The sequence below is a fragment of the Bifidobacterium sp. M0404 genome (genome assembly GCF_016101415.1).
GTDB classification, from domain to species: domain Bacteria; phylum Actinomycetota; class Actinomycetes; order Actinomycetales; family Bifidobacteriaceae; genus Bombiscardovia; species Bombiscardovia polysaccharolytica.
The window spans coordinates 549,604-568,054 of record NZ_JACFQP010000002.1 but is presented as its reverse complement, the minus strand read 5'-3'; the positions used below and the strand labels follow the sequence as shown (position 1 = coordinate 568,054).

Sequence of the window (18,451 nt, the reverse complement as noted above, 5' to 3'; positions counted from 1 at the left end):
GTTTCTGCGGACCGGAACCCCAGACGGACATCCTGACCTGTCCTCCCGGGCTCCCCGCCCTTCACTTTGTCCAAACCACGGGCCCCGGGTTCCATGCCCGATGTTCACCCAAGGAATAAAAGTTGAGTCGCGGAGACTCAACTTTTGCTAGCGGACTTGATTACTCTTCTTTGTTCTCTCATTCTTCGGGCCTTGAATGACCACATGTTAGACATTACGGGCCAAAATTCTTGTGGCGTAACTTTGAGGCATTTACCATGGGATAAGATTCCGCCAGCCCCCGTAGGCTCTTGAGGGCGGACCCAATCGTATGTGGACCGGACGGACCGGCCATTCCTAGTCAAAGGAGCTCAGATGCTCACCAACGAATACATCAAGCGCGTCTACCAGCAGGTTGAGAAGCGCGACGGCGACCAGCCGGAATTCCTGCAGGCTGTGCGTGAAGTCTTCTCCAGCCTGGAGCCCGTGGTGGAGCGGCATCCCGAGTATGAGGCCAACGGCGTGCTGGAGCGCCTGGTCGAGCCTGAGCGTGCAGTCAAGTTCCGTGTGGCCTGGACCGACGATCAGGGCCATGTTCAGGTCAACCGCGGTTACCGGATCCAATTCAATTCGGCAATCGGCCCCTACAAGGGCGGCCTGCGCTTCCACCCGACCGTGACCGAGTCGGTCATCAAGTTCCTGGGCTTCGAGCAGATCCTGAAGAATTCGCTGACCGGACTGCCCATGGGCGGTGCCAAGGGCGGATCCGACTTCGACCCCAAGGGCCGCTCGGATGCCGAAGTCATGCGCTTCTGCCAGGCCTTCATGACTGAGTTGCAGCGCCACATCGGGCAGTTCACCGACGTGCCCGCCGGCGACATCAACGTGGGATCCCGCGAGATCGGCTACCTGTTCGGTCAGTACAAGAGAATGCGCGACGAGTACTCGGGCGTGCTGACCGGCAAGGACCTGACCTTCGGTGGCTCCCTAGCCAGGACCGAGGCTACGGGCTATGGCCTGTGCTACTACACCCAGGAGGCCCTGCAGACGCTGCGCAAGGATTCCTTCCAGGGTAAGACCGTCGTCATCTCCGGCTCGGGCAATGTGGCCATCTTCGCCACCGAAAAAGCCCAACAACTGGGCGCCAAGGTGGTGACGGCATCCGACTCCAACGGATACGTCTACGATCCCAACGGAATTGACCTCGACGTCGTCAAGGACATCAAACTGGGTCACCGCGGCCGAATTCGCGAGTATGCAGACCGCGTAAACTCCGCTGAGTACCACGAGGGCTGCAAGGGTGTTTGGACCGTGCCCTGCGACATCGCCCTGCCCTGCGCCACACAGAACGAAATCGACGAGGAATCCGCGAAGACCCTGGTCGCCAACGGATGCACCGTAGTCTGCGAGGGCTCCAACATGCCATCCACCCCCGAAGCCATCCAGGTCTATCAGGACAACAAGGTGCTCTACGGACCTGCCAAGGCCGCCAATGCCGGCGGCGTCGCAGTCTCCGGTCTGGAGATGAGCCAGAACTCGCTGCGCCTGCAGTGGACCTTCGACGAGGTGGACCAGCGGCTCAAGGACATCATGACTGGAATCTTCCAAAAGTCCTACCAGGCCTCCAAGGAATATGGTCATGAGGGCGACCTGATGCTGGGCGCCAATGTGGCCGGCTTCACCAAGGTGGCCGATGCCATGGTGGCCCAAGGCATCCTCTGAGGATAGGACTTAGACCATTTGAACATAAGGGGTCCGACCCGCTGAAATTGCAGGTCGGACCCCTTATTGTGCTTTAGCGGACAGCAGGACTCAGGCAACCAGCTGGTCGATGACCTCGGGATCAATCCTCTGACGCGGGTTGAAGTCCTTGGAGCCCAGATACCGATAGATGCTGGTCTGAAGGGCCTGAGCCTCCGGATATTCGGTCAGATTCTGCAGGCCCATGGAGGAGAGCAGAAGCCGGCCCTTACCGCAACGGCATTCCAGCAGCTGTGTCATGGGTCGCAGGTAGGCGTAGCTGTCCATCTCAGTGATGATGGATTGGTAGCGCTCAGGCAGGATGATGGCCCGCTGGGTGGCCATGGGCCACCACTGCCAGTCAGTATGCGAGTCGGTCGGGAAATCGGCAAAAATAGGGTGGTCGGCTTGAATGAACTGCCCCATGGTGCCGCTCTGGTCCTTGAATGTCCCCACTGACCAGAAGTCCGTGGAGAAATGGGCCTGAACGGATCTGGGCAGGGACTGGGCCGTAGAGTCAGGACTCAGATAGACCGTGCCCCCCTGGTCCAGGACCCGACGCGCCTGTTGGTCAAACCTCCTGGCCTCGTACAGACCGCCTGGCCGTTCAGGCTTGCTGTCCCGGTAGACCCAGACCGGATAGACATTGGTCACGCCGTCGATCTCCAAACTCAGACGGCAGCGTTGGTTGCCTTCAACGCCATCCAGAGGCAGTTCGAAGGCTCCAAGATCGGTCAGCTTGCCCACCGGACAGGTAATCTGAGGGAAGACACGCTCCAGATCAACCCCCTGGCCCTGCAACCGCAGCCGAAGATCACCCTGCAACATGCGTCGGCCGTAGTTGGCCACTTTGACCGTCCCTGAGAGCTTCTCCTGGCTGGTATAGGCATAGCGATCCATGACTGCCAGCGTCAACTGGTCGGTGAAGAAGGACCGGAAGCGTTCAGGACGAGCGAAGGGAAATCGCTTGGGATGCAGATGGGCATCCATCATGCCCACCAGAGCCGTGCCCTGTCCGGGAAAGTCCTGCAGACCCAGCAGCGAAAGTCCCGACATGGAAGGGGTTCGCAGGACGGACTCCACCTCCTCCCGGTAGCAAATCCGCGACAGTTCGCCTGTAGCGGCCACCCATTCCAGCCAGGTGCGCTGGTCCAGGCCAGATTCACGGACCCTGTCACGGATCATTGCGTAATTGTCAGGACGGGTGACCCCGGTGAACTCCTCGATTTCTCGGAAGTCCGGCAACACTTCATACTGGCCGACCTCGAATCCATAGACCGGCACCTTGCACTCTTTGCGGACTGCCTGCATGGAGTCCTGGAAATTGTGGGCAGTGCCCGGATGGGCAGCGTTGGTGGACCCGCGCATATTGGCGAAGCAGCAGCGCAGGTCGTGGCCCTTGTAGGACTCTGATGTGTAGACCTCGTTGCAGTCATCACTGCCCAGCTGTCCATAGTGCGGGTTGGAGGAATTGGCATAGAGCCGGGTGTCGTCAATGCTCCGGGCATCCTCGACCAGCTGAGCCATGCGCTGGTGGCCGGTCGCATCCGCAGACAGCTCGTTGCCCAAGGTGAGCATGACAAAGGAGGGATGGTTGGCCAGGAAGAGCAGCGTCTGCTCCAGTTCGGTGCGATAGTAGCGGTAACTCACATCCTCCTGGAAGGCATGATGGTAGTCCCAGTGGGAGAGCTCGGGCTGCATCATCATCCCCATCCGGTCCGCGGCGATGAAGGCTGCCTCGGGCGGGCAGTGCGAGTGGAAGCGGACTACATTCACTCCGTATGATCGGTAGGCCTTCAAAATACGAATCCAGGAGCCCACGTCCATGGGCGGGAAGCCGGTCTGCGGAAACTCAGCGCAATTGGCCTCGCCTCGCAAGAAGAAGGCCCTGCCGTTCAGAGCCAGTCTCCCCTGCTCATCGGCTGCGAAATCACGGATACCGAAGTCCGTACTTACCCGCGAGAGCACCCTGGATCCGTCTGGCGGCAGGAGCTCGATTGCCATGCCATGCAGACAGCCCTGGTATTCGTCCCAGCGATCCGCATGGGCATCAAGCGGAAGATCGGGCCAGGTCAGTGTTCGCCGCCCAGGTTCCAGGTTTGCAGCGACCTCCAGAGGCTGGGCCAGTGCATCGGAAGAGATCCTCAAGCGACCATGGAATCCTTGGCGCGAATCCACATCAGCCTCTACGGTCAGCGCATCGCCATGGGGGTAGGCACGAACGCTATCTACAAAAGTGTCCTCCTCCACACGCAGGCCAATGTTTCCCAGAAGCCCGTTCCAGTTGGTCTGGGTGTGGTCAGTTGCGGTCGAAGAATCCACGATGGCATCGTGAGGCATGCCCTGGTAGGCGTTGTCCGAATCCACCTGCAGCAGGTCATCGCCCGTCAGCAGTCCGGTCAGCTCGAAGACATGCGGCGTATTCAAGGTCTGAGGACGATAGGGCTCGACCAGATGTTCTCCCACCCTGACCTCCAGGCGGCGAGCGCGCTCCACCTCGAAGAAGACCCTTCGCCCCGGCTGTGGAGACCATCTAATCTGTCGGGACAGCCTGACCGTCCCCTCAAAGGTGTGCCGCCTGGTCAGCCGAGAGCCGATGGGGCCGGGCTTGCCGCTGCCATAGTCATCAGACAGCTCCTGATCATCGTGTCCGAGTCCGTTGGTGTCCAGCGTACCCGGCAACAGGACGGTTCCCTGCAGCTCAGATGGGGACTGAACCCGCCAGGCTCCAGTCAATGCAACCTTGATCATGCTTTCCTCCCGGTAAGAATTGCCCTGTGGTCCAATTCATCAGTGAACAACCCGGCCTGAATATGGCCGGCATCCAGTTCCAGCACCTGCTTCAGGCACTCCCGAGCCTGGTCGATCTGCCCTATGCCGATGCGTGCCAGTGCCATCAGGTAGAGGCAATGAACCCGGTTCATACGGGTATAGTCCGCATCAAAGGTCAGGAAGTCGGGAAGGGAGACTGCGAAGTAGTCCTTCTCCACATGATCGTCCAAATGCTGCTCGCCAAAGTCCAGCAGCCGGTAGTAGCAGGCGTTGGCCGGACCCTGCTCGCCAAGAGCCTGGTGGGCCAGCCCCTGGAAAAGGACCATCTCAGCAGGCTGGTCGTTGTAGTAGAGCGACTCCCCCACCTGCCCGGAGCCCAGGCAGGCCAGACGGAACTCCTGATCCGCAGCATCCTTGTCTCCTGCTGCTCGTCTGGCCAGCCCCAGATAGTAGTGAAGATCGTTGTCCTTCTGACCTTCCAGTTTGCCTTCGCCCAGGTTCTCCGGATAGGTCATGGCTCGTTCCAGCAGGTCCGCAGCACGGTCCCAGTCCTGGGCCGCCATGGCATCCTTGGCCATTAGCTTCAGCGAGATTCGGTATTGGGCGGTGATTTTGCCCTCACCGCCCTCCCAGGGATGGAAGCGCCGGCTGCTCATGAGCTGATAGGCCCGTTCGTAGCCGCCGGTCTGGTTGAGCAGGCTCAGGTATTCAATATAGAGATCGTCCCTGTGGGCCACAACCTCTGGATGCTTTGCAAATTCCGTCAGCCGACGGGCAAAGCTCCAGCCCATCAGCCTATGAAGCTGATCCCGCTCCAGAAAGACCCGGGCGTCTTCGGGATCCAACCGGTAGGCGGTTTCGATTTCCCGGTCGGCGGCCTGCCAATCGTGTCGCTTGTTGCCGTAGGCGATGGCCAGGTTGCGGTGGACCGTGGCGAAGTCGGGATCCAGTTGCCGCGAATGCTCCCAAAGCTCGATGGCCCGGTCCGTCAGAGACTTGTCGTAGTAGAGACAGCCCAGATAATAGGCTGCTTTGGGACCATCGACCATGTCCATGGCCATCCGTAGCGGCGCGATATCATCCAGGGAATTGGGGAAGCAGTAGTCCGAAGGCGCCGCCTCGGCAGCCTGGAAGGCCTCAAGGGCCTGATCCTTCCGGCCCAGCAAGTGCAGATACCAGCCTTGATAATAACGGACCATGGGCTGATGCTGATCGGCCTGGCCCAGCAGCTGCAGCGCCTCCTCATAGGCGCCGAATGCCGCGTAGCCACGGGCCGCTCGCAGGAGGTTGAGGTAATCCCCGCGCATCAGTTTGAACAGCTCGTCCGGATCGCTGCCTGCCAAGACCCGCTCGTATCCGGATACGAAGTCGAACCGATCCAGGGCCAGGTTCTCGCGCACCACTTGGTCCGCCTGATCCTGCCTGCCCAGCCGACGCAGCAGATAGGCCTTGAGCCCGCGAGCCCGAATATTGTCGGTGTTGCGGGTCAAAGAGCGCTGGACGAAGTCCAATGCCTGCTCCAACTGGCCGCGACATGCAGCGATGCAGGACAGGCAGAAGAAGGCCCCTTCCTTTTGGGCATCGTCCCAGGTGGCCTTGTAAAAGGCATCATAGGCCTCATCCGTTCGTCCTTGATAGCTCAAGGCGAGACCCAGATTGTAGTGGGCCTCGGAGTCATAAGGCTGATTATTGCGCCAAGTCAGCCGCTTGATGGCTGTGCGGAAGTGCTGCTCGGCTCCGGCGAAGTCGCCGCGTCGAAGCAGAAGTCGACCGTAGGCGTTGTTGATGCGCGCATCGCCGGGGTCACGCTTGAGCCCCTCCAGGTAGTAAGGATCAGGCCTGTAGGTGGCATGGCGGTACTGTTCCAGGTGCAGTCCGGTCAGCAGCAGCTCCTCGTTGGTGGCGATACGTTCCGGCTGATCGGCGGCCTGCGCCGGCTCGGGAATCTTGCCTCCGGCGGGTGGCTGCGGACGATAGCTGACCAGGAGCCGTCCTTGAGCGTCCTCCACTCGCGCTGTCAATGAAGTAGCCGGACGATTGCCTGTCTCGAATTCGGCCCTGACTTGATTGTCGGGTCCAAGGGTGCCCTGCCACTGGTAAAGGATGGATCCGTCATCGGAAGCGACCTGGACGCACGCATTCTTTTGAACCCGTGTGGTGTAGACGGCGACACGCCCTTGCCCGGCCCTCAGCCCCTGGGCCTCGATACCCTCATGCTCGCCGGCAGCTCCGAAGGTCTGCTCGGGGCCGACTTCCAGGTTCAGGGCCGCATCCACGCTGGCGTTCTTGACCAGCCCAACCTGTTTGTAGGGCATGAAGTACTGGGTGAAGGTCTTGCCCTCGTATGGCTTGAGCCAGGTGAAGTCGGGCTGGTTGTCGGTGAAGACCCCGGTCATCAGCTCCACGTAGGGGCCGTCGGCATCGGTCAGATTCCGATCCCAGGCGTGGCCGAAGTCCCCACAGCCCCAGGTCCACTGCTTTTTGCCTGGGGAGATGTGATGGTCAGCCACATGCAGAATGCCCGCCTGCCGGGAGAAATCGTAGCCGCCAACGAAGTCATAGTCCGAATGTGCCGCCATATATGAGGTCGGTACCGGCACATTCTTGTAACGGCTGATGTCCACTCCTTGGGAGTAGTCGTGCTTGTAGTAGGTTCCCGTGGCGATCGGATAGCGGGAGACGTCGCGTTTGCCGTGGTCCATGACTGCAGTCACATCGGGTGGCATGACGGTCCTGGTGTGCTCGTTGACCGCCACGGCCGGGTTGGCCCACCAGAGGAAGGATTGGGGCAGGGGCGTGCCGTTGTAGAGCCGGGCCGAGATTTCAATGACGCTGACCCCGGGGTGCAGGGCGATGGTGGTGGTGACCTGGGTGCTGTAGATGCGGTCGGTATCGTGGCAGACCACCGCCTTGCCCCCGTCCGGCAGATCCTTCAGCGCACAGTCCACCGGAAGGAAGGTACTGGGCCGGTGGTGCTGCGGCCAGTTGAACTCGATGCCCCCGGAGATCCAAGGGCCGGTCAGGCCTACCAGAGCAGGCTTGATGACCCGATTGCGGTAGACGAAGTCATAGTCGTTGGTCTTGTCCCGAGCATACTGAATGCGTCCGCCTAGCTCAGGCAGGACGGTCACCTCCAGGTATTCATTCTCCAGGATGACCGCCTTGTAGTCCTGATCCTTGCATTCATCCGAGATGGTCTCGATCACCGGGTAAGGATAGACCCGTCCCGAAGAGCCCTGATAGACTCGATTTTCGATAAATTGCGGATTCTTGTCCGGTTTTCCAATCCCGTAAGTGGGAATCGTAAGCTTTTCGACCTTTACTGTGACGCCCATGGTCATCAGCCCCTTGTCTGATCAGCAAAACTGTATATATTTGCTCTCAGTCTATAGTCGGAATTGGCCCTCAGAACTGTGAAAAATGGTTTAAAAATATTAAAAAATTGCTACTAGGCCAGCACTTGTCGAACTCGGGACGACTGCAGAAAATGGTCGAATGCATATACAGGAAAGGGGTCGGCCCATCGCGGACCGACCCCCTACACTAACGTCGCTTAATGCTGGATCATGCCTTTGGCAATCCTGGAGAGCCCTACTCCAGTTCCAAGGCTCCGGTGTAGAGCTGGTAGTACTCGCCATGCTTGGCTATCAGCTCATCGTGATTGCCGCGCTCGATGATTCGCCCATGGTCCAGGACCATGATCACATCAGAGTTGCGAACCGTGGAGAGCCTATGGGCAATGACGAAGACCGTCCGGCCGCGCATCAACGCGTCCATACCCTGCTGGACCACCTCCTCGGTCCTGGTGTCGATCGAGGAAGTGGCTTCGTCCAGGATCATGGCCGGAGGATCCGCCACGGCCGCCCTGGCAATGGAGATCAGCTGGCGTTGACCCTGGGACAGTCCGCTTCCATCCCCCTCAAGAACGGTCTGGTAGCCCTGTGGAAGCATGCGGATGAAGCCGTCAGCGTTGGTCATCCTGGCGGCTTCGATGCACTCCTGGTCAGTGGCATCCAAACGTCCATAGCGGATGTTGTCCAGGACTGTCCCGGTGAAGAGGTTGACATCCTGAAGGACGATGCCCAGGGAACGGCGGAGGTCAGGCTTGCGGATGTTCCTCACATCGATCCCGTCATAGAGGATCTGCCCCTGCTGGATGTCGTAGAAGCGGTTGATCAGGTTGGTGATTGTGGTCTTGCCAGCACCAGTTGCGCCGACCAGCGCCACCTTCTGCCCGGGCTTGGCGAACCAGGTGATGTCGTGCAGGACAGGCTGGCTCGGGTCATATCCGAAGCTGACGTCGGTGAATCGCACATCCCCTTGGAGGAGGGTGTATCGTCCGTCAGGCGAGGTGATTGCCTGATCCTTGGCCTTCAGGGCCACATCTCGGGCATCGCCGGGAAGCTTCATGGCGGCCTCCAGCGAGCGCCTGCCATCGTCGTCGGCCTCGCGCTTCCAGGCCCAGTGCCCTGTTTCGTGGTCGACTGGGGTCATGGTCCGGCCGTCCGAGGCCAGTTCGACGCTGACCAATCTGACCGTACCCTGGTCGGACTCGACGGGCTGGTCCATCAGGTCGAAAATCCGGGAGGCGCCTGCCAGGGCCATCATGACCATGTTGAATTGCATGGAGACCTGGCCGATGGGGTTGATGAAAGAGCGGGAAAGGGTCAGGAGGGAGACGATGGTTCCCAGGGTCAGCGGCCCTGCCCCGGTCAGTCCTACGTTGCCTATGCCCGCGATGCCGGCCAGCCCGCCCACGATGGCCAGGATGACATAGAGCAGGTAGCCCATGTTGCCCACAACCGGCATAGTGACGTTGCCGTAGGTATTGGCCTGGGCCGAGGCCTGGAAGAGCTCTTCATTCCGTGCCTCGAAGACCTTGGCGGTGGCATCTTCGTGGTTGAAGACCTTGATGACCTTCTGGCCGTTGACGGCCTCTTCCACGAAGGCGTTCACCTGGCCCAGATAGCGCTGCTGGTGAACGAAGTACCGGCCGCTTCGGGTAACCAGAACCCGGACCACCACAATCAGGACCGCTGCGAAGACCAGGGTCAGGACGGTGAAGGGAATGGAGAGCCAGAGCATGGAGATCAGGGCTGCCATGGCGGACAGGGCTGAAGAGACCATCTGCGGGAAGGACTGGGAGATGGCCTGGCGGAGGGTATCCGTGTCGTTGGTGTAGCGGCTCATGGTGTCGCCGTGCTCATGGGTGTCGAAGAAGCCGATTGGCAGCTCCTGCTGGTGGGCGAACATCTGGTCGCGGATGGTCTTCAGGGTGCCCTGCTCCACCTTGACAATCAGCCAGTTCCAGAACCAGGAGCAGAAGGTCCCCACTGCATAGAGGCAGCCCATCAGGATCAGGGTCCTCATCAGCGGTCCCCAGTCAGGGTTGGCGGCCCCGACCAGCGGCAGGATGTAGTGGTCGATCAGTGGCTGAAGGAAGAAGGCCGATGCGGCTTGGGCCCCGGCGCTGATGATGATGCAGACCACAATCACCGCCAGCTGCCAGCGATAGGCCAGCAAGTAGCTGAAGATACGACGGGTCGTCCCCGGCGCGGCCTTGTCCAAGCGGGGCTTGCGGTCCTTGAATGATCCGTCACTCATGGTCCTTTTCCTCCTCGCTCTGGTTCCTGGTCTGTGATTCATAGATGGATCGGTACTCCTGACATGTTCGCAGGAGCTCCTGGTGGGTGCCCTTGTCGAGGATTTTGCCCTCCTCCAGGACCACGATCATGTCGGCGTCCTCCACAGAGGCCAGACGCTGGGAGATGATGATCTTGGTGGTGTCGGGAATCTCCTGGCTGAAGGCCCGGCGGATCAGCTGGTCGGTCTTGGTGTCCACGGCGCTGGTTGAGTCATCCAGAATCAGGATGTCAGGTTTCTTCAGAAGGGCACGTGCTATGCACAGACGCTGTCGCTGGCCGCCAGAGAGGTTGGTGCCGCCCTCATCCAGGTAGGTCTGATACCCATCGGGAAACTCCCGCACGAAACCGTCAGCTTGGGCCAGAGTGCAGGCACGCACCAGATCTTCGTCCGAAGCATCAGGATTGCCCCAGCGCAGGTTCTCGGCGATGGTCCCGGTGAAGAGGACATTCTTCTGAAGCACCATGGCCACCTGGTCGCGCAGGACGGTCAGGTCGTACTGGCGCACATCCACCCCGCCCACCTGGAGGGACCCCTCGGTCACGTCGTAGAGACGGGGTATGAGCTGGACCAGGCTGGATTTGGAGGAGCCGGTCCCGCCCACGATGCCCAGGGTCGATCCCGAGGGAACGTCCAGATTGATATGGCTCAGAACGGGACGTTCGGACCGATCCGAGTAGCGGAAGGTCACATCCTGGAAGCTTATGGAGCCGTCGGCCACCTTCATAACCGGTTTGGCGGGATCATGCACGGTGCTGACCTCGTCCAACACCTGGCAAATGCGCTCCGCCGAGGCCTGGGAGATGACGACCATGACCACGATCATGGAGACCATGTTCATGGCCATCATGATCTGGATGGCATAGGTGACCAAGGCAGTCAGATCGCCCGTGGTCAGTCCCAGGGCCGCATTGTTCCCGGATGCCACGATCTGGGAGGCACCCATCCAGGATATGACCAGCAGAGAGGCGTAGATGCAGAAGTTCAACAGCGCCGGGTTCAGGCTCATGATTCTCTCGGCCTTGCAGAAGGCCCGGTAGATGGCCAGAGAAATACCGTTGAATTTGCGCTCCTCGTAGTCCTCCCGGTTGTAGGACTTGACCACTCTGATGCCCTGAAGATTCTCGTCCACCACATTGTTGAGGTGGTCGTAGGTGTGGAAGACCCGTTCGAAGATGGGGTGCACCAGCAGGGACAGACCGATCAGCCCGAAGCCCAGGATGGGGATGGCGATCAGGAAAACCAGGGATATGGGCCTGGAGATCTTATAAGAAAAGAGCCAGGCGATGATGACCATGATCGGCGCCCTGACCCCGACCCTGATGACCATCTGATAGGCGTTCTGCAAATTGGTCACATCGGTGGTCAATCTGGTGATGATGGAACCGGTGGAGAAGCGGTCGATGTTGGTGAAGCTGAAGGACTGCACCTTGGCGAAGAGGTCGCTGCGGACATTCTTGGCCAGGCCGGAAGAGGCGATGGCCGCATACCGCCCGGACATGAACCCGGAGAACAGGGAGACGGCCGAGCAGGCCAGCAATATCAACCCGAATTTGAAGATGGCCGGCATGGACCTCCCCGAGACTCCTTGGTCGATCAGGGAGGCCATGATGGTCGGAATCACAATCTCAAGGACGCTCTCCAGAAAGACGAAGGCTGGAGCTAGAAAACTGGCCTTTCGGTATTCGCGCAGTGAGCGCAGAATGGTTCGGATGGTGTGCTTCGGACGCGCTGGTTCCTGTTTATCCGATCTGACCACGGATGCCGTAGACCCCTTCAAGTGGACCTCTTCTGTTTCTATTGATTTCTCTATCTTTTACGGCCAATCACCGACATGCAATACCCCCGGAAGAGGGTCTGAATGCAACTAGGCTATCATCCTCTCCGCCACAGTTGGGCGGACGCGCGGGGATTTCCGCCCTCCACAAAAAGAAGCTGTCAAGCCCCCTGGGGTCATGCAGCTTCTATGTTTGGGTTAGTCTTAGCAGCGAGCTGTGCCAGTGTGTTCTGAACAAGGCCTTCTTACGGTTGATTCAGCTGGCGACAACCCTTTCGCCTGACGGCTATGAATTAGCGCTTGTCCAGCTGCGCGATAATCTCCTTGGATATCTGCTCGACCGCTCCCTGACCGTCCACTGCGACCAGAAGGCCACGAGACTTATAAGTGTTCAGCAGGGGTGCGGTCTCCTTGGCATAGATATCCAGACGCTTGGCGATGGCCTCGGGGGTATCGTCTGCTCGCCCCTCTTCCTTGGCCCGCTTGGCGATGCGCTGCATGAGCACGTCATGGTCGGCGTCCAAGGCCACCACAGCCGTCAGCGGAGTATCAAGCTCTTTGAGCATCTTGTCCAGTGCCTCGACCTGGGAAGCTGAACGGGGGTAGCCGTCCAGAATCCAGCCCTGGGCGGCGTCGTCCATGCCAAGACGGTCCTTGACGATTGTATTGGTCAGCTCGTCTGGAACCAGCTCACCCTTGTCGGTGTAGACCTTGGCCTGCTTGCCCAGCTCAGTTCCGTTCTTTAGGTTGTATCGGAAAATGTCGCCGGTGGAGATGGCCGGAATCCCGTAATGCTTGCTGAGCAAGGCCGCTTGCGTGCCCTTGCCAACACCTTGAGGTCCCATGATCAACAGTCGCTGTGCCATTCCCTATCCTTTGCTCGATGTTCTATGTTCTTGACTCTTTGGTCCCGGACGGTCTTAGCCGTCTTTGCCGGGTAGAACCCTCATTTACGTATGCTAGCGGCTACCCGACCCAATACAGGTTCCACTCACTGAACCCATGCAAACTGTCTTCCCGCGACATAAAAAGAATCCGGCCCCTTGCCACCAAGGGCCAGGGCCGGACCTTCATTTGTTTTAATCTGACACCACTTGCTGGTGCTTAAGTTAGAGTCAGCCTTCCTTGTGCTCGCCCTCCAGCAGGAAACCAGTGTACTGGAACTGCTCGGTCTGAGCCCTGGCCTGACGCAGGGTGTCCAGGCCGACGCCGGCGATAATCAGGATGGTAGTGCCGCCGAAGGGCAACTTGGAGTTGATCTTCAGCAACATGATTAGCACCGTGGGTATCAGCGCCACGAACAGCAGATAGATGGCGCCGACTGTATTCAGCCGATTCATCACGTATGACAGGTACCGGCTGGTGGCCCGTCCGGCCCTGATGCCGGGGATGAAACCGCCGTACTCCTTCATGTTGTCGGCCGTCTCATCGGGGTTGAAGGTGATGGAAGTGTAGAAGAAGCAGAAGAAGACGATCATGACCGAGTAGAGCACGATGTACCACACCGAGGTGGTGTTGGCCATGTTGGCATCGATCCACTTGACCCAGCTCTGTTCAGGCTTGCCAAACTGGGCGATGAGGGTGGGAATAGCCAGAATGGATGAGGCGAAGATGGGAGGAATCACGCCTGACATATTGATCTTGAGTGGCAGATAGGTTGAGGATCCGCCATACATCTTGCGGCCGATCATCCGGCGGGTGTACTGGACGGGTATGCGGCGCTGAGCCAGCTCAACATAGTCCACCAGTATCAGAATGACCACCAAGACAGTCACAACGATGCCGAACTTGACCCAGTCGCCGTTCTTTCCGTTGGTGCCCCAGCCGATGTTCCAGAGCTGAGGCAGGAAGCCAGAGCAGATGGAGATGAAGATCAGGACGGACATGCCGTTGCCAATGCCCTTGTCAGTAATCAGCTCGGCCATCCACATGATCAGGCCTGTGCCGCCGGTCATGATCAGGACCATAACCACCAGGTTCCAGACTGAACTGTCAGGGATAACCTGCTGCTGGCATGCCCCGTTGAAGAGCGCGCCGTTGCGGGCAGTGACCAGAATAGTGGTGGACTGCAGCACCGCCAGGCCGATGGTCAGATACCTGGTGTACTCAGTCAGCTTGGCCTCGCCGGACTGACCTTCCTTGTGCAGAGCTTCAAAGCGTGGAATGACCACACGCAGCAACTGCACCACGATGGATGCGGTGATGTAGGGCATGATGCCTAGTGCGAAGATGGACAGCTGCAGCAGAGCCCCGCCCGAGAACAGGTTGACCAGGCCGATGAAGTCCTCATTGCCGGCTGTGGTGATGCACTTTTGCACGGCAGGATAATCCACACCTGGGGTAGGTATGAACGACCCGATGCGATAGATGATGATGATGCCAAGAACAAAGAGGATTTTCTTCCTCAACTCCTTGGTCTTGAAGGCCTGGATTAACGTCCTCACCTAAGTTCCCTCCCTACGCGCCCACGCGTTGGTCCCGGTGCATCGCACCTTATTGCTCCGACCAGCTTAACCGATGGCTCCGTCAAATCCCGACGGCAACCTGGCCGGAAACGAATTCCGGCCCTCGCCCGCTTGGAGCGGGGAGGGCCGGAATCATCTGCCTTGCGGTCTGTCCCCTATGAGTGTCAGTCCTCAGAGACGGTCCCGCCTGCGGCTTCTATCTTGCTTTTGGCCGAGGTCGAGGCCTTTACACCCTTGAGGGTGAAAGCAGCCTTGACATCGCCATCACCCAAGACCTTGACGGGGTGGCCCTTGCGGACCGCTCCCTTGTTGACCAGATCCTCGACAGTGACCTCGCCGCCATTGGGGAAGAGTCCTTCCAGAGCACCCAGGTTGACCACCTGGTACTCCTTCTTGAAGGGACTCCTGAACCCACGCAGCTTGGGCAACCGCATGTACAGGGGCAGCTGGCCGCCTTCAAAGCCCGGACGGACTTGGTAGCGTGCCTTGGTGCCCTTGGTGCCACGACCGGAGGTCTTGCCCTTGGACCCCTCGCCACGACCCACACGGATGCGGTCACGCTTGGCACCCGGAGCAGGACGCAGGTCATGCATCTGCAGGATGGTGGGCTCTTGCTTCTCGCTGGCCATAATCAGTCTGCCTCCTCTACGTTCACCAGGTGGCGGACCTTGTCGGCCATCCCCCGGTAGACGGGGGTGTCCTCACGCAGGACTGTCTGGCCGATCTTGTGAAGGCCCAGAGACCTGACGTTCTCCTTCTGGCGGTCGGTGGCATGAGCCACGCCCTTGACCAGGGTGATCTTGATCTGCTTGGTCATCACTCACCTGCCTTCGACTGTTCGTCAGCCTTGGCCTTGGCCTCTTCGCGCTCCTTGCGCTCGTCGGCGATGCCGGCGGCACGTGCGCGCAGGAGGGAGTCAGGGGCGACCTCCTCCAGGGGCAGACCGCGGCGTGCCGCGATCTCCTCAGGCTCCTCCAGCTGCTTCAGGGCAGCTACAGTGGCCCGCACCATGTTGACGGCCGTGGCCGAGCCCATGGACTTGCTCAGAATGTCGGTGATGCCTGCGCACTCCAGAACGGCGCGGACCGGACCACCGGCGATGACGCCGGTTCCTGGGGCTGCAGGCCGCAGGAGAACGGTTCCGGCTGCATCGTGGCCAATCACCGGATGGGTTACGGTGCCGCGGATGCGGGGAACGGTAAACATGTGCTTCTTGGCGTCCAGCTGACCCTTGGAGATAGCTGCGGGGACCTCACGGGACTTGCCGTAGCCAACACCCACAGTGCCCTTGCCGTCGCCCACGACCACCAGAGCCGCGAAGCTGAAGGTTCGGCCGCCCTTGTGGACCTTGGAGACACGGTTGATGGTCACGACCCTGTCGAGCATGTCGTCACGCTCGTCGCGGTCGCGGCGGCCACGACGGCCATCCCTACGGCCGTCACGGGAGCCGCCCCGACGACCGCCGCGGCGATCATCGTTCCGGTCGTTCCGGTCCCTTCTGCCACCCTGGCTGGACTGAGTGTTTGTGGAATCTTCAGTCACCTGGGTTGTTTCCTTTGTCGTTTCGTTGTCGCTCACAGTGCCAAACCTCCCTCACGGGCGCCTTCCGCAACCGCTGCGACCCTTCCGTGGTACTTGTTGCCACCACGGTCGAAGACCACGGTGGTGATGCCAGCCTTCTTGGCCTTGGCCGCGATCTGCTCGCCTACCTTGCGGGCGGCCTCGGTCTTGGTACCCTTGAAGGAGCCGTAGTCCGAAGCCATGGTCGACTCGCTGACCAGGGTGACGCCCCTGGTGTCGTCGACGATCTGGGCGATCATGTTGCGGTTGGTCCGTGTGACCACCAGACGGGGACGCTCTGCCGTGCCGGATACATGCTTGCGCAGACGGGCATGGCGGCGCAGACGGGCGATCTTCTTGCCTTTGCCTAGTATCGAGACCGTCATATCACTTACCAGCCTTTCCAGCCTTGCGCAGGATGTGCTCATCGGCGTACTTGATGCCCTTGCCCTTGTAAGGCTCGGGAGCACGCAGGGCGCGGATATTGGCCGCAGCCTGGCCGACAGCCTGCTTATCGATGCCGGAGACGACCACTTCGTTGGCGTTCGGTGTCTCGAAGGTGATGCCCTCCGGGGGGTCGACAGTGATGGTATGCGAGTAGCCCAGCGAGAACTCCAGGGACTTGCCCTTGGCAACCACGCGGTAGCCGGTGCCGACGATCTGCAGGTGCTTGCTGTAGCCCTTGGAGACGCCCTCGACCATGGATGCCACAATGGAGCGGCTCAGGCCATGCTTGGCCTTGGTGGTGCGGTCCTCGTCGGCGGGGGTCATGATGATCTCATTGCCCTCGACTTTGCCGGTGATGCCCTCGGGCAACGTGCACCCGTCGGAGCCCTTGGGACCCTTCGCGGTGAATTCCTGGCCCTTGAAGGCCACCTCCACACCTGCCGGAACGGCGATGGGGAGCTTACCAATATGCGATGCCATGTTCAGCTCTCCTTTCTCACCATACGTAGGCGACGATTTCGCCGCCGATGCCCCTGTCGAGGCATTCCTTCTGGGTCATCAGTCCCGAGCTGGTCGAGATGATGGCGATTCCCAGCCCGCCCAGCGGCATGGGCAGGGAATCCGATTTGGCATAACGGCGCAGACCGGGCTTGGAGACACGCTTGATTCCCTGAATGGACTGGCGTCCATCGGGACCGTACTTGAGCGTGATCTCCAGATCCTGCCCGACGCGCGCCTCCTTGGCGCGGTAATCGGCGATAAAGCCTTCGCGCTTGAGAATCTGCGCGATGTTCGCCTTGAACTTGGAGTACGGCATGTCGACTGTTTCATGCTTGGCCGCACTCGCATTACGCAGACGTGTCAGCATGTCTGCGATGGGATCTGTCATTGTCATGTGGGCTTATGCCCTTCCTCGCCGTGGTTTCCGCCGCCGGGCAGCAATCTGCCTCGACCGCGGACCTTCAGCGTCGATCTTTACCAACTGGACTTCGTCACACCCGGCAGCTCGCCGCGATGAGCCTTCTCACGAAGGCAGATGCGGCACAGGCCGAACTTGCGATAGACGGAATGAGGACGACCGCAGACCTGGCAGCGCGTGTAGCCACGCACCTTGAACTTCGGCTTGCGTGCCGCCTTGTTTCTCAGAGCGGTTTTTGCCATATCAGTTCTCCTTGAAGGGGAAGCCCAGCTGCTTGAGCAGCGCCCGGGCCTCCTGATCGTTCTTGGTGGAGGTCACCACTGTGATATCCATACCACGCTGGTGATCGATCTGATCAGGATCGATCTCGTGGAACATGGACTGCTCCGTGAGACCGAAGTTGTAATTGCCCTGGCCGTCAAACTGACGGTCGCTGATGCCGCGGAAATCGCGGATGCGAGGCAGAGCCAGGGTCAGCAGTCGATCCAGGAACTCCCACATGCGCACGCCACGCAGGGTGGCGAAAGCGCCGATGGCCTGTCCCTCACGCAGGTGGAACTGCGCCACGGACTTCTTGGCCTTGGTGATCTTGGGCTTCTGGCCGGTGATGGCCGTCAGGTCCTTCACCGCACCCTCGATCAGTTTGGAGTCGCGTGCCGCGGCACCCACGCCCATGGAGACCACGACCTTCTCGATCCTGGGCACCTGCATGGGGTTGGAGAACTTGAACTCCTTCTCCATCTCGGGCACGATGTTCTCACGGTACTGCTGCAGCAAACGAGGGACTGCCGGTGCTTCAACGGTGTTATCGCTCATGACAGCTCCTTGCCTGACTTCTTGGCGAAGCGGGTGCGCACGACCTTGACCTTGCCGTCACGCGCCTCCTCCTTGATGTTCACGCCGATGCGAGTCGGCTTTTTGGTCTCCGGGTCGATGACCATCACGTTGGAGCGATGGATGGGCGCCTCGGTCGGGACAATGCCCGACTCCTGACCCTGCTGGGTGGCCCGCACATGCTTCTTGACGATCTGAATACCCTCGACGATCAGGCGGTCATTGGGCAGAATCCGCAGAACTTTGCCCTCCTTGCCGCGATCCTTGCCGCGGATGACCTTGACCTGGTCGCCTGTCTTGATTTTGGCTACCACC

At 59.9% G+C, this 18,451-nt stretch carries 16 protein-coding genes; 1 reads left to right on the top strand and 15 read right to left on the bottom strand.

Going from position 1 to position 18,451, the window contains the following annotated elements; all coding sequences use genetic code 11:
- Positions 1–354: 354 nt before the first annotated feature.
- Positions 355–1,701 (top strand): NADP-specific glutamate dehydrogenase, encoded by a 1,347-nt coding sequence (gene gdhA / locus H3T93_RS06545; RefSeq protein WP_144178466.1) that lies wholly within the window; start codon positions 355–357, stop codon positions 1,699–1,701.
- A 90-nt stretch (positions 1,702–1,791) separates the two neighbouring features.
- Here gdhA and H3T93_RS06540 read toward each other — a convergent pair whose 3' ends face one another.
- From H3T93_RS06540 to rplX, 15 genes are all read right to left on the bottom strand, one after another.
- On the bottom strand, positions 1,792–4,470 hold the full coding sequence (locus H3T93_RS06540; protein ID WP_144178464.1) for a glycoside hydrolase family 2 TIM barrel-domain containing protein: 2,679 nt from the start codon (positions 4,468–4,470) through the stop codon (positions 1,792–1,794).
- On the bottom strand, positions 4,467–7,826 hold the full coding sequence (locus H3T93_RS06535) for a tetratricopeptide repeat protein (RefSeq protein ID WP_232348705.1): 3,360 nt from the start codon (positions 7,824–7,826) through the stop codon (positions 4,467–4,469). The genes H3T93_RS06540 and H3T93_RS06535 overlap by 4 nt, the downstream gene beginning before the upstream one ends.
- Positions 7,827–8,082: 256 nt before the next feature.
- Positions 8,083–10,095, bottom strand: a complete 2,013-nt coding sequence (locus H3T93_RS06530) for an ABC transporter ATP-binding protein (protein WP_144178460.1) — start codon at positions 10,093–10,095, stop codon at positions 8,083–8,085.
- Complete coding sequence (locus H3T93_RS06525; RefSeq protein WP_325053550.1) at positions 10,088–11,893, bottom strand: ABC transporter ATP-binding protein; 1,806 nt, start codon at positions 11,891–11,893, stop codon at positions 10,088–10,090. The genes H3T93_RS06530 and H3T93_RS06525 overlap by 8 nt, the downstream gene beginning before the upstream one ends.
- 311 nt (positions 11,894–12,204) lie before the next feature.
- Positions 12,205–12,777: an adenylate kinase gene (locus H3T93_RS06520; protein ID WP_144178458.1), complete on the bottom strand. Its 573-nt coding sequence runs from the start codon at positions 12,775–12,777 to the stop codon at positions 12,205–12,207.
- Between the two features lie 249 nt (positions 12,778–13,026).
- Positions 13,027–14,355, bottom strand: a complete 1,329-nt coding sequence (gene secY / locus H3T93_RS06515) for a preprotein translocase subunit SecY (protein WP_046323301.1) — start codon at positions 14,353–14,355, stop codon at positions 13,027–13,029.
- A 185-nt stretch (positions 14,356–14,540) separates the two neighbouring features.
- The gene (gene rplO, locus H3T93_RS06510) at positions 14,541–15,005 is read right to left on the bottom strand and encodes a 50S ribosomal protein L15 (RefSeq protein WP_110413370.1); all 465 of its coding nucleotides are present in this window, start codon (positions 15,003–15,005) and stop codon (positions 14,541–14,543) included.
- Between the two features lie 2 nt (positions 15,006–15,007).
- On the bottom strand, positions 15,008–15,193 hold the full coding sequence (gene rpmD, locus H3T93_RS06505) for a 50S ribosomal protein L30 (protein WP_045924814.1): 186 nt from the start codon (positions 15,191–15,193) through the stop codon (positions 15,008–15,010).
- Complete coding sequence (gene rpsE / locus H3T93_RS06500) at positions 15,193–15,954, bottom strand: 30S ribosomal protein S5 (RefSeq protein ID WP_029678063.1); 762 nt, start codon at positions 15,952–15,954, stop codon at positions 15,193–15,195. Before rpsE ends, rpmD begins: the two co-directional genes overlap by 1 nt.
- Positions 15,951–16,322, bottom strand: a complete 372-nt coding sequence (gene rplR / locus H3T93_RS06495) for a 50S ribosomal protein L18 (protein ID WP_015022343.1) — start codon at positions 16,320–16,322, stop codon at positions 15,951–15,953. Before rplR ends, rpsE begins: the two co-directional genes overlap by 4 nt.
- A gap of 1 nt (position 16,323) precedes the next feature.
- The gene (rplF, locus tag H3T93_RS06490; RefSeq protein WP_046323303.1) at positions 16,324–16,863 is read right to left on the bottom strand and encodes a 50S ribosomal protein L6; all 540 of its coding nucleotides are present in this window, start codon (positions 16,861–16,863) and stop codon (positions 16,324–16,326) included.
- 16 nt (positions 16,864–16,879) lie between these two features.
- Positions 16,880–17,278 carry a 30S ribosomal protein S8 gene (gene rpsH / locus H3T93_RS06485; protein WP_024626787.1) on the bottom strand — a complete coding sequence of 133 codons (399 nt, stop codon included), beginning with the start codon at positions 17,276–17,278 and terminating at the stop codon, positions 16,880–16,882.
- Between the two features lie 80 nt (positions 17,279–17,358).
- Positions 17,359–17,544 carry a type Z 30S ribosomal protein S14 gene (locus H3T93_RS06480; protein WP_015022346.1) on the bottom strand — a complete coding sequence of 62 codons (186 nt, stop codon included), beginning with the start codon at positions 17,542–17,544 and terminating at the stop codon, positions 17,359–17,361.
- Position 17,545: 1 nt separating this feature from the next.
- On the bottom strand, positions 17,546–18,118 hold the full coding sequence (rplE, locus tag H3T93_RS06475) for a 50S ribosomal protein L5 (RefSeq protein ID WP_144178457.1): 573 nt from the start codon (positions 18,116–18,118) through the stop codon (positions 17,546–17,548).
- Positions 18,115–18,450, bottom strand: coding sequence for a 50S ribosomal protein L24 (gene rplX, locus H3T93_RS06470; RefSeq protein WP_015022348.1), 336 nt, complete (start codon positions 18,448–18,450; stop codon positions 18,115–18,117). Before rplX ends, rplE begins: the two co-directional genes overlap by 4 nt.
- Position 18,451: the final 1 nt, after the last annotated feature.

Excerpts from the sequence above, each read along its gene's own strand:
- H3T93_RS06480 (WP_015022346.1), bottom strand. The coding sequence starts at position 17,544 with ATGGCAAAAACCGCTCTGAGAAACAAGGCGGCACGCAAGCCGAAGTTC.
- H3T93_RS06520 (WP_144178458.1), bottom strand. The coding sequence starts at position 12,777 with ATGGCACAGCGACTGTTGATCATGGGACCTCAAGGTGTTGGCAAGGGC.
- H3T93_RS06530 (WP_144178460.1), bottom strand. The coding sequence starts at position 10,095 with ATGAGTGACGGATCATTCAAGGACCGCAAGCCCCGCTTGGACAAGGCC.
- H3T93_RS06535 (WP_232348705.1), bottom strand. The coding sequence starts at position 7,826 with ATGGGCGTCACAGTAAAGGTCGAAAAGCTTACGATTCCCACTTACGGG.
- rpsH (WP_024626787.1), bottom strand. The coding sequence starts at position 17,278 with ATGACAATGACAGATCCCATCGCAGACATGCTGACACGTCTGCGTAAT.
- H3T93_RS06540 (WP_144178464.1), bottom strand. The coding sequence starts at position 4,470 with ATGATCAAGGTTGCATTGACTGGAGCCTGGCGGGTTCAGTCCCCATCT.
- rplE (WP_144178457.1), bottom strand. The coding sequence starts at position 18,118 with ATGAGCGATAACACCGTTGAAGCACCGGCAGTCCCTCGTTTGCTGCAG.
- gdhA (WP_144178466.1), top strand. The coding sequence starts at position 355 with ATGCTCACCAACGAATACATCAAGCGCGTCTACCAGCAGGTTGAGAAG.
- rpmD (WP_045924814.1), bottom strand. The coding sequence starts at position 15,193 with ATGACCAAGCAGATCAAGATCACCCTGGTCAAGGGCGTGGCTCATGCC.
- rplO (WP_110413370.1), bottom strand. The coding sequence starts at position 15,005 with ATGGCCAGCGAGAAGCAAGAGCCCACCATCCTGCAGATGCATGACCTG.
- rplR (WP_015022343.1), bottom strand. The coding sequence starts at position 16,322 with ATGACGGTCTCGATACTAGGCAAAGGCAAGAAGATCGCCCGTCTGCGC.
- rplF (WP_046323303.1), bottom strand. The coding sequence starts at position 16,863 with ATGGCATCGCATATTGGTAAGCTCCCCATCGCCGTTCCGGCAGGTGTG.